General features: G+C 65.2%; 13 protein-coding genes. 5 read left to right on the plus strand and 8 right to left on the minus strand.

Annotated elements, in window-relative coordinates; translation table 11 throughout:
• Positions 1-101 precede the first annotated feature (101 nt).
• From VSR72_RS40035 to VSR72_RS40050, 4 genes are all read right to left on the minus strand, one after another.
• Positions 102-1,658, minus strand: coding sequence for an efflux transporter outer membrane subunit (locus VSR72_RS40035; RefSeq protein WP_342957726.1), 1,557 nt, complete (start codon positions 1,656-1,658; stop codon positions 102-104).
• Positions 1,659-1,681: 23 nt separating this feature from the next.
• On the minus strand, positions 1,682-4,867 hold the full coding sequence (locus VSR72_RS40040; protein WP_342957727.1) for an efflux RND transporter permease subunit: 3,186 nt from the start codon (positions 4,865-4,867) through the stop codon (positions 1,682-1,684).
• Between the two features lie 102 nt (positions 4,868-4,969).
• Positions 4,970-6,187, minus strand: a complete 1,218-nt coding sequence (locus VSR72_RS40045; protein WP_342957728.1) for an efflux RND transporter periplasmic adaptor subunit — start codon at positions 6,185-6,187, stop codon at positions 4,970-4,972.
• 69 nt (positions 6,188-6,256) lie between these two features.
• Positions 6,257-7,150 (minus strand): alpha/beta hydrolase, encoded by an 894-nt coding sequence (locus VSR72_RS40050; RefSeq protein ID WP_342957729.1) that lies wholly within the window; start codon positions 7,148-7,150, stop codon positions 6,257-6,259.
• A 188-nt stretch (positions 7,151-7,338) separates the two neighbouring features.
• On the opposite strand from VSR72_RS40050, the gene VSR72_RS40055 reads away from it, so the two are divergent.
• Both VSR72_RS40055 and VSR72_RS40060 read left to right on the plus strand, forming a co-directional pair.
• Entirely contained in the window at positions 7,339-8,343 is a 1,005-nt protein-coding gene (locus VSR72_RS40055) for a LysR family transcriptional regulator (RefSeq protein WP_342957730.1), read from the plus strand.
• A gap of 194 nt (positions 8,344-8,537) precedes the next feature.
• Entirely contained in the window at positions 8,538-8,810 is a 273-nt protein-coding gene (locus VSR72_RS40060; protein ID WP_342957731.1) for a DUF4148 domain-containing protein, read from the plus strand.
• A 205-nt stretch (positions 8,811-9,015) separates the two neighbouring features.
• Here VSR72_RS40060 and VSR72_RS40065 read toward each other — a convergent pair whose 3' ends face one another.
• The 4 genes from VSR72_RS40065 to VSR72_RS40080 all read right to left on the minus strand — a co-directional run bounded on the left by VSR72_RS40065 (position 9,016) and on the right by VSR72_RS40080 (position 12,896).
• On the minus strand, positions 9,016-9,921 hold the full coding sequence (locus tag VSR72_RS40065) for a cation diffusion facilitator family transporter (RefSeq protein ID WP_342957732.1): 906 nt from the start codon (positions 9,919-9,921) through the stop codon (positions 9,016-9,018).
• Positions 9,918-10,985: a selenide, water dikinase SelD gene (gene selD / locus VSR72_RS40070; RefSeq protein WP_342957733.1), complete on the minus strand. Its 1,068-nt coding sequence runs from the start codon at positions 10,983-10,985 to the stop codon at positions 9,918-9,920. Before selD ends, VSR72_RS40065 begins: the two co-directional genes overlap by 4 nt.
• An 88-nt stretch (positions 10,986-11,073) precedes the next feature.
• Positions 11,074-11,865: an alpha/beta hydrolase gene (locus VSR72_RS40075; protein WP_342957734.1), complete on the minus strand. Its 792-nt coding sequence runs from the start codon at positions 11,863-11,865 to the stop codon at positions 11,074-11,076.
• Positions 11,862-12,896, minus strand: coding sequence for a M14 family zinc carboxypeptidase (locus VSR72_RS40080; protein WP_342957735.1), 1,035 nt, complete (start codon positions 12,894-12,896; stop codon positions 11,862-11,864). The genes VSR72_RS40075 and VSR72_RS40080 overlap by 4 nt, the downstream gene beginning before the upstream one ends.
• Before the next feature lie 333 nt (positions 12,897-13,229).
• Between VSR72_RS40080 and phnC the strand changes: the two genes are divergently transcribed.
• From phnC to phnE, 3 genes are read left to right on the plus strand one after another with little or no spacing between them, the layout of a single operon-like run.
• Entirely contained in the window at positions 13,230-14,069 is an 840-nt protein-coding gene (gene phnC, locus VSR72_RS40085) for a phosphonate ABC transporter ATP-binding protein (RefSeq protein WP_342957736.1), read from the plus strand.
• Between the two features lie 54 nt (positions 14,070-14,123).
• Complete coding sequence (gene phnD / locus VSR72_RS40090; RefSeq protein ID WP_342957737.1) at positions 14,124-15,110, plus strand: phosphonate ABC transporter substrate-binding protein; 987 nt, start codon at positions 14,124-14,126, stop codon at positions 15,108-15,110.
• The gene (gene phnE / locus VSR72_RS40095) at positions 15,110-16,018 is read left to right on the plus strand and encodes a phosphonate ABC transporter, permease protein PhnE (protein WP_342957738.1); all 909 of its coding nucleotides are present in this window, start codon (positions 15,110-15,112) and stop codon (positions 16,016-16,018) included. Before phnD ends, phnE begins: the two co-directional genes overlap by 1 nt.
• Positions 16,019-16,073: the final 55 nt, after the last annotated feature.

Consider the following 16,073-nt stretch of genomic DNA (forward strand, 5'->3'; position numbering starts at 1 on the left):
GTGCGGCGGGGCCGGGTCTACGAAGCGATTGCGCAAAGGAAATCGCCGCCTGCGATATATGCGCAGGCGGCGAATTTTTTACGCCAGGTGTTAGCCGTGGTTCAACGCGCCGCAAGCGGCGCCGGCGGCGGCGCGGCGTCGCCGGGCTTCGCATCGCCCCACCCGCCGCCCAGTGCGCGGATCAGGTTCACGGTCGCCACCGCCTGCGAGCCCTGCAGATGGCTGGCCTGCAATTGCGACACGAGCACCGTGCGTTCGCTGTCGATCACGTTCAGATAGCTCACTTCGCCTTCCTCATACTGCGTGCGCGAAAGGTGCGCCGACTGTTGCGAAGCGCTCACCGCGTCGTTCTGCTCGCGAATCTGGTCGTCGAGCAGGCGCAGGTCGGAGAGATTGTCCTCGACGTCGCGGAACGCCACGAGCACCTGTTGCCGGTATTGCGCAACATCCTCTTCATACTTCCCGCGCGCCTGTGCGAGATTCGCCTTGCGCCGGCCGCCGTCGAACAGCGGCAGCGTGAGCGCCGTACCCGCGAGCGGCCCGAGCAGGAACGCGCGGCTCGACCACATGAAGAGGTCGCCGAGCGTGGCCGACTCGAAGCCGGCTGCACCCGTGATGTTGAGCTGGGGGAAGAACGCCGACTTCGCGAGACCCACGCGTGCGTTCGCGGCCGCCATGGCGCGCTCGGCGGCGGCAACGTCGGGGCGGCGCTCCAGCAGCGTGGAAGGCAGTCCCGGCGGCACTTGCACGAGCACCGGCGCGAGCGGCGTTTCGGGGAACGTGAAGTCCGCGGGCGCCTTGCCGAGCAGGATCGCGAGGCTGTGCTCCGAGGCCGCGCGCTGACGCGCGACGCCCACCGCATCGGCACGCGCGCTCGCGAGTTCGTTGCGCGCCTGCGCCACGTCCAGCGCGCTGATGTCGCCTTCCTTGAAGCGGCGCTCGACGAGCTTGAGCGCGTCTTCGCGCAGCGCCACGGTGCGCCGGTACAGATCGACGTCGGAGTCGAACTGGCGCAGCTGGAAGTAGTTCTGCGCGACATCGGCCTGCAACGCGAGCTGCACCGAGAGGAACAGCGCTTCGCTTTGCTGGGCGTCCGCCTGCGCGGCGTGGACGTTCGAACTCACGCGGCCAAACAGATCGACCTCATAGCTCGCCGTGGCCTGCGCGCGCCACAGCGTTTGCGCAGGCACGTTCGAGTTCTGCGGCAGATACAGCGAAGCCGGAGAAGCGCGCTCATAGGTCGGGCCGAAGCCCGCATCGATCGACGGGAACCATGAGGCCCGCGCAGCCTGCGTGACGGCGCGCGCCTGCTGCACGCGCGCGGCCGCGGCCTTGAGGTCCTGGTTCGCTTCGAGCGCCTGCTGTTCGAGCCTGTTGAGCGTCGGGTCGCCGAACACCGTCCACCATTCGCCGCGATGCGTATCGTCGGCGGGTTGCGCCGGTGTCCACGTGCCCACGTCGTGCGGATTCGTGCTCTGCGTTTGCTGCGGCGCTTCCTTGTAGGCGGCGGGCACGGCGGCGTCGGGCACCTTGTAGGTCGGCTCGACTGAGCATGCCGCGAGCCAGGCAAAAAGCGCAACGCTCGCCGCGATTCTCGCGAGACGCCAGGCTCCCGGCGTGGCGGTCTCGCTATAGCGCAAGTTTGATTCGTTAGTCATGTTAATCATTCTCCCTTGGCGCCTCAGGCGTCGACCATCGACTGCGGCTTGCGCGCATTGTCCTTCTGCGCGACGTGAATCTTGCCGCCCGCGAGCGTGCGCAGCACCACGTAGAACACCGGCGTGAGCAGCAGACCGAACGCGGTCACGCCCAGCATGCCGAAGAACACAGCCACGCCCATTGCATGACGCATTTCCGAACCTGCGCCGCTGGAGAGCACGAGCGGCACCACACCCATGATGAACGCGATGGACGTCATCAGGATCGGGCGCAGACGCAAACGGCTCGCCTCGATGGCAGCGGAAAGCGGCGTGTGTCCGTCATGCTCCAGTTCGCGCGCAAACTCGACGATCAGAATGGCGTTCTTCGAAGCGAGCCCCACGAGCACCATCAAGCCGATCTGCGTGAAGATGTTGTTGTCGCCCTGCGTGAGCCACACGCCGGTCAGCGCACACAGCACGCTCATCGGCACAATCAGGATCACCGCGAGCGGCAGCGTCAGGCTCTCATACAAAGCGGCCAGTACGAGGAACACGAGCAACACGCTGATCGGGAACACCCACACGCCCGCATTGCCCGCCAGCACCTGCTGGTAAGTGAGGTCGGTCCATTCGAACTTCACGCCGCGCGGCAGCACCTCATGCGCGATGCGTTCCGCCGCCGCCTGCGCCTGGCCCGACGAGTAACCGGGCGCGGGGCCGCCGTTGATGTCGGCAGCGGTGTAGCCGTTGTAGCGCACCACCATTTCGGGGCCATACGTAGGCGTGACCGTGACGAGCGACGAGAGCGGCACCATTTCGCCCGCGGCATTACGCGTCTTCAGTTGCAGGATGTCGTCGGCCCGCTGGCGGAACGGCGCATCGGCCTGCACGCGCACCTGGTACACGCGCCCAAAGCGGTTGAAGTCGTTCACGTAGAGAGAGCCAAGATAGACCTGCATCGTGTCGAACACGTCAGTTACCGGCACGCCAAGCTGCTTCGCCTTCGTGCGGTCGAGATCGACATTCAGTTGCGGAACGTTGATCTGATAGTTCGTGAACGTAGGGCCCAGCTCCGGCGTTTGCGCCGCGCGCTTGACGAAGTCCTGCGTCGCGCGGTTGAGCGCCTCATAGCCGAGCGCACCATGATCCTCCAGCTGCATCTTGAAGCCGCCGAGCGTACCGAGGCCGAGCACCGGCGGCGGCGGGAACACGGCGATGAACGAATCCTTGATACTTGCGTACTGCTGGTTCAGCGCACCCGCAATCGCCCCTGCCGAAAGCGCCTTGCCCTTGCGCTCCTTGAACGGCTTGAGCGTGACGAACACGATGCCCGCGCTCGAGCTATTGGTGAAGCCGTTGACCGAAAGACCCGGGAACGCCACAGCGCTTTCCACGCCAGGCTGCTTGAGCGCGATGGCGCTCATGTCGCGAATCACGTTCTCGGTGCGGTCGAGCGCAGCGCCATTGGGCAATTGCGCGAACGCGATCAGATACTCCTTGTCCTGCGCGGGCACGAAGCCGCCAGGCACCACACGCGCCATCAGCACCGTTGCGGCGATCAGCACCACATAGACCGCGAGCATCGCACCCTTGTGGCGCAGCACGCCGTTCACGCCGCGCCCGTAGCTTTCCGAGCCGCGATGAAACACCTGGTTGAAGCGGCGGAAAAAGCCGCCCAGCACGAGGTTCATCCCGCGCGTGAGCCAGTCTTCCTTCTCGCCGTGCCCGCGCAGCAGCAGTGCCGAAAGCGCGGGCGAAAGCGTGAGCGAGTTGAACGCCGAGATCACCGTGGAAATGGCGATGGTCATCGCGAACTGCTTGTAGAACTGGCCCGTGAGGCCGCTCATGAACGCGAGCGGCACGAACACGGCCACGAGCGTGAGGGCAATCGCGATGATCGGCCCGCTCACTTCCTGCATGGCTTTATACGTCGCGTCGCGCGCGGATAAGCCGCTGGCGATATTGCGCTCCACGTTCTCCACGACCACGATCGCGTCGTCCACCACAATGCCGATGGCGAGCACCATACCGAACAGCGATAGCGCGTTGATCGAGAATCCAAACGCGAGCAGGAGCGAGAACGTCCCGACGATCGACACCGGCACCGCGATCAGCGGAATGATCGACGCGCGCCACGTTTGCAGGAACACGATCACCACGATCACGACGAGCGCGATGGCTTCGAGCAGCGTATGAACGACGGCTTCGATACTCGAGCGCACGAACTGCGTGGGGTCGTAGACAATCTTGTAGTCCACGCCAGCAGGCATGTCCTGCTTGAGGTCCTTCATCGCCGCGCGCACCTGGTCCGAGATCGCGAGCGAGTTCGCACCGGGCGCCTGGTTGATCGCAAGCGCAACTGCGGGCTTGTTGTCGAGCAGCGAGCGCAGACCGTATTCGGAAGCGGCGAGCTCGATACGCGCGATATCGCGCAGATACGTCACGCCGCCATCGGGATTCGTCTTGACGATGATGTTGCCGAACTCGCTTTCCGTGCGCAGACGGCCGCGTGCGTTCACGTTCAACTGGAACGGCGTGCCGGGCACGCTAGGCGACGCGCCGATCACGCCCGCCGCGACCTGCACGTTCTGTTCGCGAATCGCGTTGACCACGTCGTTCGCGGTGAGATTGCGCTGCGCCACCTTCTGCGGGTCGAGCCAGATACGCATGGCGTAGTCGCCCGAGCCCCACAACTGCACCTCGCCCACGCCCTGGATGTTCGAGAGGCGGTCCTTCACGTTGAGCAGCGCGTAGTTGCGCAGGTACGTCATGTCGTACCGGTTGTCCGGCGAGATCAGGTGGACCACCATCGTGAGCGTGGGCGAGCTCTTGATGGTCGTGATGCCCAGACGCTGCACGTCTTCCGGCAGACGCGGCAGCGCCTGGTTCACGCGGTCCTGCACGAGCTGCGTGGCCTTGTCCGGGTCGGTGCCGAGGCGGAACGTGACCGTGAGCGTGAGATTGCCGTCGCTATTGGCCTGCGACTGCATGTACAGCATGTTCTCGACGCCGTTGATCTGCTCCTCGAGCGGCGCGGCCACGGCTTCGGCGATCACCTTCGGGTTGGCGCCCGGATACTGCGCGTGCACCACCACCGAAGGCGGCACGACCTCGGGGTACTCGGAGATCGGCAACTGGAACAGCGCGATCACGCCGGCCAGCAGGATCAGCACGGACAGCACGCCCGCGAAGATCGGCCGGTCGATGAAGAATTTCGATATGTTCATGAGTTGCTCTTTTTCATGACGCTTGTTTGGCGCGTGTTATGCCGCTTAGGCATCCTTATTGACGTTGAGGCACATGCTGCAATCGCATGCGCCATCCGCTCGTCAGGACGTCTTTGCTGCCTTGGCGCCGGGGTTCGCTGCAGTGTCGGTCGAACCGGCGTCGGGGTCGCCGTTCATCGGCACCATGTGCGAGCGCACGGCAACGCCTGGGCGCACGCGTTGCGTGCCGTTCACCACCACATGGTCGCCCGCCTTAAGGCCGCCCAGAATCACGCGCAGGTTGCCCTGCTGGCCGCCCGTTTGCACGTTGCGGTACGCGATCTTGCCGCTGCCATCCACGACGTACACAAACTTCTTGTCCTGGTCGGTGCCGATAGCGGCGTCGTCCACGAGCAGCGCCGGGTGCGGGGCGCTGCCGCTCACCTTGATGCGCGCGTAAAGCCCCGGCACCAGCGCGCCGTCGGCGTTGTCGAAGCGCGCGCGCACGCGGATCGTGCCCGAGGTGGTGTCGAGACGGTTGTCCACCGACTCGATCGTGCCCTTGCGCGAATAGCCCGATTCGTTCGCAAGACCCAGTTCGACCGGCACCTTCGAGCCATCCTTCATGCGGCTGATGTAGTCGAGATAGGTTTGCTCGTCGGCGTCGAACTCGGCGTAGATAGGCGAAACCGAAACGAGCGTCGTGAGCGGCGCGGCGCTCGCGCCCGCCGAAACGACGTTGCCCACCGTGATCTCGGCGCGCGACACACGCCCCGCAACCGGCGCGACGATGCGCGTGTAGCCCAGGTTGATCTGCGCGGCTTCGAGCGCCGCCTGCGCGGCCTTGAGATTCGCGTTCGCTTCACGCGAGGCGTTCTGCTTCTCGTCGTAGTCGCGCTTCGCAATGGCGTTGTCGCCAATGAGGCGCTGCGCGCGCTCCCAGTCGCTTTGCGCGTAGCCCGTGCGGGCCTGCGCGGCGGCAAGCTGCGCAGCGGCCTGGTCGACGGCGGCCTGATACGGGCGCGGGTCGATCACGAACAGCGTGTCGCCCTGCTTCACGAGCGCGCCGTCACGGAAGTTTACGGAGACGATCGTGCCGGAAACCTGCGGACGTATCTCCACTTTCTCGACGGCGGCCATGCGGCCCGAGTAGCTCTGCCAGTCGGTGATCGTGCGATTGAGCACGGCCGCGACATCGACCTCGGGTGCGGGCGGCGCTTCAGCGGCAACGGCGGGATGCGAGTCGAGGCGGATTGCCCCAACGGTGCCGAGGCCCGCGACCACGAGCACGCCAAAGACCGCTAGCGCGATACGGGTTCGGGATTGCGAAAAAAGTGACATGTCGGACTCCAGAAATAATGGTTGATTGTTCTTCACTGGTTCGGCAGCACCGCCGCAAGGGTGCTTCGCTTATGACGCGCCCGCGTCGAAGCAACACTGGAAAAACCGTACGGCTTCGCTGAGCGCGGCCGGATGCGCCGCAAGATTCGCGTGCGAAACGCTCGGGTAGCGCACCACCTGGGTGCGCACGCCCGCGTCGATCAGGCGGCTCGCGTACTTTTCCGCTTCGATGTGCAGCACGTCGTTCTGTGCGGTCACGATGAGCGTGGGCGGTAAGCCGCCAAGGCGCAGCGATTCGAGCGGCGCTGCGTACGGATGCATGCGCTGCGTGGCATCGGGCAGATAGGCGCGATAACACGCCGCGCATTCGCTTGCGGTGATGTCCGAGCCAAGCCGCGCCTCGTCGCCAAGGCGCGTGAGGCTCGGGTCCAGCATCGGCGCGAACAATGCCTGCGCTGCGAGTTTCACGTCGCCGCGATCGCGTCCCATGAAGGCGAGCACGTTGGCGATCTGCCCGCCCGCGTCGTGGCCCGCCGCGATCACGCGCTTCGGATTGCCGCCAAACGCGCGAGCCCGCGTGAGCGCCCACAACGCCGCGCGATGCGCATCTTCGGGCGCGGCGGGAAACGGGTGCTTTGGCGCGAGCGAATACCCCACGCTCACCACGAGTGCAGGTAAGCGTTCTGCGAGAAATCGCCCGACAGCATCCGATTCGTCGATCGAACCGCGCACAAAACCGCCGCCGTGGAAATAAAGCAGCACCGGCAGGCCGTTCGCGGCTTCCGGACGGTACAGCCGCAGCGGGATTTGCTGCGCGTAGCCCTCGATCGCCACGTCGGTCGTGAGCACGGCACGCGCCTTGGCAGGCTTGGCGGACGCGGTAGCAGGCAGGGCCGCAGGCACATCGGCGAGCGGCGCTTCCTCCGCGGAGGTCCAGGCAGTTGGGCGTTTAAAGACATCCATGTCAAATCGGCGCAATGCGCGAGAGTAGATTCGAATAGAGCGAATTGTGGGTTCGGCAGACTTGCAAATAAATGCCTATAATCCGGCAACACAATTCGGCGCACCTGAACAATCTGTCTCCTCTTTCTGCGCGGGCGTTTCTTTCGAACGCTGCGCGCCGTGCGACCGAAGCTTTTTGGAGAGTGGCAATGGACCGCCTTCAGGCCATGCAGGTGTTCACCCGCGTCGTCGACACCAACAGCTTCACCCGCGCTGCCGAAACGCTCGACATGCCGCGCGCTTCGGTCACGACGATCATTCAGAATCTCGAAGCGTTTCTTGGCGTGCGCCTCATGCACCGCACCACGCGCCGTCTGTCACTCACGCCCGACGGCGCCGCGTACTACGAGCGCTGCGTGCGCATTCTCGCGGACGTCGAGGAAACGGAAACCACATTCCAGGATCGCAACCGCAAGCCGCACGGCAAGCTGCGCATCGACATGCCCGGCTCGATCGGACGCCTGATCGTCATTCCGTCGCTGTGCGAATTCCACGGCCGCTATCCGGACATCGACCTGCAGCTGGGGCTCTCCGACCGCCCCGTCGACTTGCTGCAGGAAGGCGTGGATTGCGTGGTGCGCGTGGGCGCGCTGCAGGATTCGTCGCTGGTCGCGCGGCGCATCGGCATTTTCGAAGGCGTGTCGTGCGCGTCGCCCTCGTACCTCGAGCGCCACGGCACGCCGCAGACGCTCGAGGAACTGGCCGAGCATCGCGCCGTGAATTACTTCTCGTCGCGCACGGGACGCGTGATGGACTGGGCGTTTCTCGTCGACGGCAAGGAAGTGGAGGTCAAGCTCAAGAGCATGGTCTCAGTGAACGACGCGGACGCTTATGTGACCTGCGGCATCGAAGGCTTCGGCCTGATTCAGGGGCCGCGTTACATGGTGCTGCCGCACCTGAAGTCGGGTGCGCTCGTCGAAGTGCTGCCCGATTACAAGCCGCTGCCCATGCCGATTTCGGCCGTCTATCCGCACAGCCGCCATCTGTCACCGAAAGTGCGCGTGTTCGTGGACTGGATCGCCGAAGTGTTCGACCGCTGCCCGCTTCTCTCCGGCCGCGCCTCGCTCGACAAGGCCTGCACGATGCGCACGCTCGAAGAGCGCGAAAACGCGCCGGCGCTCGAAACGCCTGTTATTTCGGAATGGGCCGCATAGGCTGGGCGGCGTAACGACGTCGCTGCGCTAACCTCAAAGCCGCGCCCGCAAAGGCTTTCGCGGGCGCGGCGCGCGATTGTTCCGGATTTTCGACAATTCCTTTCGCGTTCCGGCCGTTTATCGCAAACGGCCGCGCAACTACATTTGCTCCTGTCGCCGCGACTCACGTGGCACCGATATAACAGGAGCAGATCATGAAACGCACTCTCGCAACCGTCATTGGCGCCACGCTCGTTCTTTCGCTTGCTGCAAGCGCTTCGGCGTTCGCACAGGACAACAGCGCCCCGAAAACCCGCGCCGAAGTCAAAGCCGAAATCGCCGCCGCGTATCGCGACGGCACGCTGCCCTCGCTGAACAAGACGAGCTACCCCGAGCAGAGCCTGATCGGCCGCACGCAAGCGCAACGCATCGCGCTGCAGGAAGGCCGTGCGAACGACACCGCTCGCGTGGCACAGGCTGGCGAATAATTTCGCAAGACGCATCGGCATTTCGAATGCAAGACACGAAACGTAGGAGTCCAACATGAATCCGACCGTACCTTCCGAACTCGAACAGTGGGGCAACACGACGCCCGTGTGGACGCCGTTCCGGCATTGACGACCGAAGCGCGAGTGACGATGTCCTGAAGATGTGAAAAGGCCCGGCGGTTTTCGCAACCGTCGGGCCAGGGCGTTATCGATTCACGAAATCCGGTTCGAAAAACACCCAGCGCACTTTGGGAAAGCGCGCCTGCAAATCGGCTTCGATCTCGTTGATCGCTTCGACCATGGTGCGGCTGTGCTCGTAGTCGAGCATTTCGCACTGCACCGCCACCATCACCTCCTTGCCCCATTGCAGGGTAATGAGGCTGATGATGCTGCGAATCTCGGGCCGCGCGCGCAGAAACGATTCGATATCGCGCCGCATTTCCGGGCTTGCCGATTCGCCGACGATCATCGACTTCACTTCGCGCGCGATGAACCACGAAATCAGCATGAGCAGCACGCCCACGCCGATCGAGCCGCACGCGTCCCATACCGGATTGCCCGTGATCACCGTGAGCAGCACGGCGGCGAACGCAATGGCAAGGCCCGCGAGCGCGGCGATGTCCTCGCCCGCCACGACGAGCAGGTCGGAGTCACGCGTTTCGCGCGCCCAGCGCCACAGCGATTTCTTGGGCGCGCCCTTGCGAATTTCGCGCATCGCGCCATAGAGCGAGAACGCTTCGAGCACCACGGAAATGCTGAGCACGACGAGCGCGACGTACACGAATCGCAACGGCTCGCGCGCGATCAGCCGATGCACGCCCTCGTACACAGAGAACGCGCCGCCCACGAAAAAGAGCAGCAGTGCGACGAGCAGCGAATAGAAGTTGATAGCGCGGCCCGTGCCCATGGGATGCAGCGGCGTGGGCGGCTCGCGCGACTGGCGCAGGCCGAACAGCAGCAGCAGCTGATTGCCGCAATCGGCCGTGGAGTGAATCGCCTCCGCGAACATCGATCCCGAGCCCGTGAACGCCGCGGCAGCGAACTTGCAAACCGCAATGCCGAAGTTCGCAGCGAGCGCGTAGAAGATGGCTTTCGGCGATTCTCCGCTCATAAGGCCTCGACGCGCGCCGGGCCTTCGTTGAGTTCGCCAATCACGCGGGCATCGTTGAACCCTTCCGCGCGGAAGATCGCCAGCACTTCGTCCACGCTTTCCGGCGCGCAGGCCACGAGCAGGCCGCCCGAGGTTTGCGGGTCGGTGAGCAGCGTGCGCGCGCTATCGGGCAGGCTGGGCGCGAGCGTGACGGCGTCGCCGTACGAGGCCCAGTTGCGGCCCGAGGCGCCCGTGAACACGCCGTCATCGACGAACTTCTGCACGCCCGGCAGCCACGGCAGATCGGCGTAACGCACGCGCGCAGTCAGATTCGCGCCGCGCGCGATTTCCAGCGTATGTCCGAGCAGGCCGAAGCCGGTCACGTCGGTCATGGCGTGCACGCCCGGCAGTTCCGCGAGCGTTGCGCCCGGCTTGTTGAGCATCGTCGCGGCGCTCACCATCGCCTTATATCCCGCGTCATTCAGAATTTCCTTCTTCAGGGCTGCGGAGAGCACGCCTACGCCCAGCGGCTTGCCGAGCACGAGCACGTCACCGGCTTTGGCCGACGCGTTGCGCTTCACGCGCTCGGGATGCACCACGCCGAGCGCCGCCAGGCCGTAAATGGGCTCCACGGAATCGATCGAATGGCCGCCCGCAACGGGAATGCCCGCCGCCGCGCAGACGTCCTCGCCGCCGCGCAGCACCTGCGCGATCACGTCGTGCGGCAGCACGTTGATGGGCATGCCCACCAGTGCGAGCGCGAGAATCGGCTTGCCGCCCATGGCGTAGACGTCCGAGAGCGCGTTGGTCGCGGCGATGCGGCCGAAGTCGTACGGGTCGTCGACGATCGGCATGAAGAAGTCCGTGGTCGCGACGATGGCCTGTTCGTCGTTGAGCTTGTAGACGGCGGCGTCGTCGGCGGTCTCGGTGCCGACCAGCAGGTTCGGAAACACGGTGGTGAGCGGCGTGCTGCGCGCGAGCAGCGCGGAAAGCACGCCCGGCGCGATCTTGCAGCCGCAGCCGCCGCCGTGCGAAAGGCTCGTGAGGCGCGGCACGGCGGCGCCAATGGCGGGTTTGTCGTTCATGTCTGGAAATCGTCCTGAAAGTGCCGGATTAACTTTCGTATTATGGGGCAATCGCCGGACGGGCGATGCGGGCGGGCCCCGCCGCCGTTCAGACGCGCCCGGCGGCCTGGCCCGCGGCGTTCCCGGGCTCCGGATTGATTTGGCCCGCATGGAGCGTATCGACGAGCCATTGCGGGTCGTCGTGCGGCAGATCGTGCCCCGCCCACGGGTGCTCCACGTGCCACGCGCCCCAAGCCCGCGCGACGCGTGCCGAGCAAACAGGGTTCACGAGCCGGTCGCCGCGCGAAGACACTACCAGCACCGTACAGCGCGGCACGCCGCGCGCCTTGAAGCGTGCGGCGGCGGCTAGCTGGCGCAGCGCGTTCGCGCGGCTCACGTGGGCGTTCTCGCGGATCGCGCGCCACGCTTCGATGTCGGCGGCGAACGTGTCGCGGCGCGCGCAGGTGAGGCCGTGGATCAAAGTCTCGGCGATGCCCTCGCTGTCGCTGCCGTCCCAATGTCGCGCCACGCGCACGAGCGCGGGCCACGCCGAAGGCCGCAAGCGCTCGTACACGCGGCTATACGGCCGCATGCTCGTGTTCACGAGCACGAGGCGCTCGATCTCTTCGGGGTAACGCAGCGCCCACGCCGTCGCCACCATGCCGCCCAGCGACATCGCCAGCACGCGGTATGGCGCGCGCGCGCCGCGCCACTGCGCCTCGGCGCGCAGCGCATCCACGTAGGCATCGACTTCAAAAGGCGAACGCTCGCCGGCTTGTGTGCCGTTGCCCGGCAAGTCGATGGGCAGCGCGCCGTCGCGCGCGGCGAGCAGCGTGGCAAACCCGCCCCAGTGGCGCGATTCGCGCGTGAGCCCGCGCAACAGGATCCACGGTTCGCTCATGTGCCCGGCTTGCGATACCAGTGCCCGATCGCGCTTTTCAGCACCTCCTCGCGGATCACGCCCTCGGGCAGCCAGCGTTGCGAAGAATATGCGGCGCGTGTGAGGAATTCGAACAGATTCGCGTGGCGCCGCAACACACGCGCCGTGCGATGCTGCAAGAGCGGATTGAACATGCCCTGGCGCGAAAAAATCTGGCGCGGGTTCTTCTTGATCCACAGCCACGAGCCCAATTCGAGCGTGAGCGGCAGGAAGATGTTGCTGTTGGGCGCGCGATCGTATGCGCAATCCCACAAGTCGCCGTGCAGCAAATATTGGTGGCTCTGCGGCTCGAAGGTGTAGCCGTGATGCGGATGCGCGCGCTCGAACATCGTCTTGAGCACGTACATTTCGGGCAGATGGCGTATGAGGCGGCGCGTGCGCGCGTACGGAAACCAGATGCTGTCGGTCCACCCGTAACCCGAATGGCAGTCGAGTGCGAACGAAAGCGGGCGCCGCGTGAGCTCCTCGTCGACGATCTTCAGGAGCGCCTGCGCCTCGACCTCCATGGCCGCACCGCGCCGCCCCCGGTACCACGGCAGCCACGAGCCGACACGCTGGCCGCCCGCGAGAAAGGGCACGCGCTCGTCGGCGTCCTGCGGCGCGTTGCGCATGAGGTCCACGCCGTTCGGATTCGCACGCGTGGCGAGCCACATGCCGCCGGGATTGAGGATCGGCGCGAACACGATGCGCACGGACTCGAGCTGGCGCAGGAGCAGTTCGTCCCACGCAAGACGCCCCACCAGTGCGCGCATGTAGTCGAGCACGAGCTGCGAGCCAATGCGCTCGAGACCATGAATGCCGCCGAAAAAACCAATGCCGGGCGCGGCCGGATCGCGCGAGCCGATTGCCGCCACATAGAGAGGAAACGTGCGGCCGCGCACCTCGACTTCGCCCTCGCTGCGAATGTCGAGCCAGCGTGCGCCGGCATCGAGGATCGTCTTGAGGTCCTCGTATTCCTCGAAGCTGTCGGGTAGGAAGCTCAGTGCCTGCATATGGCGCCGGGTTTCGTCGCTTGTTCGGATCGCGGCCGCGCTGTGCGGCCGCATTGTCTACAACTGGCTTGCGTATGCCGCCCCTGTCGACAATGAGTCAGCAATAAGTCAGGAAAACCAGGGACAGCATGTGCGTTGCCCATCAATATAGCCGCTTCCCTCGATATTGAGCGTGACAGATGTTTGGCGTCATGGCTCTGTCACATCCCATGCGATTTTTTCTCCGCCAGCCGGACCGCAAAACATGTAGTCGTCTAGACGTCGCGACACCTTCACTCAACCGTCACAGTCGCTTCCTAGAATGAGCCCTCGACTACACAGCGACGGATTGTTATGGACGCCATTCGCATCGAACGCCTCTCGAAAAGCTTCGACAGCGGCCGCAAGGCACTCGACGAAATCAACCTGCGCGTAGGCGCGGGCGAGATGGTCGCGCTGATCGGCGCATCGGGTTCGGGCAAATCGACCCTGCTTCGCCATATTGCGGGCTTTACGGCTTCCGACCCGCAGCCTTCGCGCATCGAAATTCTTGGTCGTCCTATTCAGCAGGACGGGCGCATCGTGCGCGAAGTGCGCCGCATTCGCCGCGACATCGGCTTCGTGTTTCAGCAGTTCAATCTCGTGCATCGCCTCACGGTCGAAACGAATGTGCTGATCGGCGCGCTCTCGCGGCTGCCGTTGTGGCGACGCCTCACGGGCCGCTTTCCGCACGCCGAGCGCGAGCTGATGCTGGCCGCGCTCGGCGAAGTCGGCATCGCGCACAAGGCCGCCGAGCGCGCCTCGAATCTCTCGGGCGGCCAGCAGCAGCGCGCGGCGCTCGCCCGCGCGCTCGTGCAGCGCGCGCGCCTCATTCTCGCCGACGAACCTATCGCCTCGCTCGACCCCGCATCGTCGCGCCGCGTGATGGACATGATGCGCATGCTCAACCGCGATCACGGCCTGACCGTGGTCGTCTCGCTGCATCAAGTGGATATCGCCATGGAGTATTGCCCGCGCACCATCGCGCTGCGCGACGGACGCGTGGTGTACGACGGCGCTTCGGCCGCGCTCACGCCCGCCCTGCTGCAACAGCTTTATGGCAACGCCGCGCGTGAACTGCTCGAACCCGATGCAGCACCCTCCGCAGGCTCTTCCACGGCGTCGCGCTTCGGCGCGCAGCCTCGCGCGGCCTGACAAGCCAACGCCCTTTTTCAACCGCAACATTCACCCTCACCACGGACCGCCCCAATGAAACTGTTCCGCTCCATGCTCTCCTGGTGCGCCGCCGGCGCCGTCGCGTTTGCCTCGCTCGGCAGCGCGGCCGCTCATGCGGAAGACCTCAGCTTCGGCATCATCTCGACCGACTCGTCGGCGGTGCTCAAACAGCGCTGGCAACCGTTCATCGACGATCTGAACAAGCAGACCGGCCTGCACGTGAATGCGTTCTTCGCCACGGACTACTCGGGCATCATCGAGGCGATGCGCTTCAACAAGGTGCAGATCGGCTACTTCGGCAACGCCTCCGCCATGGAAGCCGTGGACCGCTCGAATGGCGAGATCTTCGCGAAGGTGCTCTACGCGAACGGCGACACGGGCTACAAGTCGGTGCTCATCACCAACGTGAACAGCCGCGTGAAGACGATCGACGATGTGTTCAAGAATACTAAGGATCTCACGCTCGGCTGGGGCGACCCCAATTCGACCTCGGGCACGCTGATTCCGGGCTACTACCTCTTCGCGAAGCACGGCATTTCGGTGAACGCGACGAACTTCAAGACCGTGCTGCCGTCGAGCCACGAAGCAAACCTGCTTGCCGTGGTGAACAACAAGGTGGATATCGCCACCAACAACACCATCGAGCTTTCCACGCTTCAAGCGAAGCACCCGGACCGCTTTGCCGAGGTGCGCGTGCTGTGGACCTCGCCGCTCATTCCGTCCGATCCGCTCGTGTATCGCAAGGATCTGCCTGAAGCCACGAAGCAAAAGCTGCGCGACTTCTTCTACCACTATGCGAAGACCGATCCGCGCGAGAAGAAGATCATGGCCGACATCACCGGCTATGCAGGCTTCGCGCCCGCGACCGACGAACAGCTCCTGCCGATCCGCCAGGTCGCGCTGTTCCAGCAGAAAGAGAAGATCGCCGCCGACACGCACCTCTCCGACGACGACCGCAAGAGCCAGATCGCGGCCATCGATGCCAAGATCGGCGCGCTCGCCACACCTGCGAAGCAGTAATGGGCGCAATGGATTTCGACAGCTCACGCGCCGTGCCGCACGCAGACGTCACCGGGCCCGCTGCCCGGCCGACGGCGGCGCCGGCCGTCGCCGCCGCGCCGCAAGCCGCCCAGACGAGCCAGGCAGCCGCCCTAGCGGCGAGCAAGCAGGCAGGCAAGCGCAGTTGGTCCTCGCTCGTGCTCTGGGCCATCGTGTTCGTGATGCTCGGCGTGGCGTGGCGCGGCGCCGACATGCGCCCGCTCGACCTTTTCTCCGACTCCGCGAACATGGGCACGTACGCGCGCGGCTTCTTCCCGCCGGACTTCACGGAATGGCGCACGTATGCCCACGAAATGTGGGTCACGGTCGCGGTGGCGCTGTGGGGCACGGCGCTCGCCATCGTCTGCGCGGTGCCGTTCGGGTTGATGTCGGCGCACAATCTCGCGCCCGCGTGGGTGCTGCATCCCGTGCGGCGTTTGATGGACGCGTGCCGCGCCATCAACGAGATGGTGTTCGCGATGCTGTTCATCGTGGCCGTGGGGCTCGGGCCGTTCGCGGGCGTGCTCGCCTTGTGGGTGCACACCACGGGCGTGCTCGCGAAGCTCTTCGCTGAAGCCGTGGAAGCCATCGACCCGCGCCCGGTGGAAGGCGTGCGGGCCACAGGCGCCTCGCCGCTCGACGAGATCATCTACGGCGTGCTGCCCCAGGTCATGCCGCTGTGGATTTCGTATGCGCTCTACCGGTTCGAATCGAACGTGCGCTCGGCGATGGTGGTGGGCATGGTGGGCGCGGGCGGCATCGGCGTGGTGTTGTATGAGGAAATCCGCTCGTTCGACTATCAGCAGACCAGCGCCGTTCTCATCATGGTGATCGTCGTGGTCACTGCGATCGATCTTATCTCCGCAAGACTGCGTGCGCGCGTGATCTGACGCGCGCCCCAAAAGCCGCGCGAGCCCAATAGAAACACAACGACGGCTCGCAGCG

The sequence above is a fragment of the Paraburkholderia sp. JHI869 genome (genome assembly GCF_038900775.1).
Classification (GTDB): domain Bacteria; phylum Pseudomonadota; class Gammaproteobacteria; order Burkholderiales; family Burkholderiaceae; genus Paraburkholderia.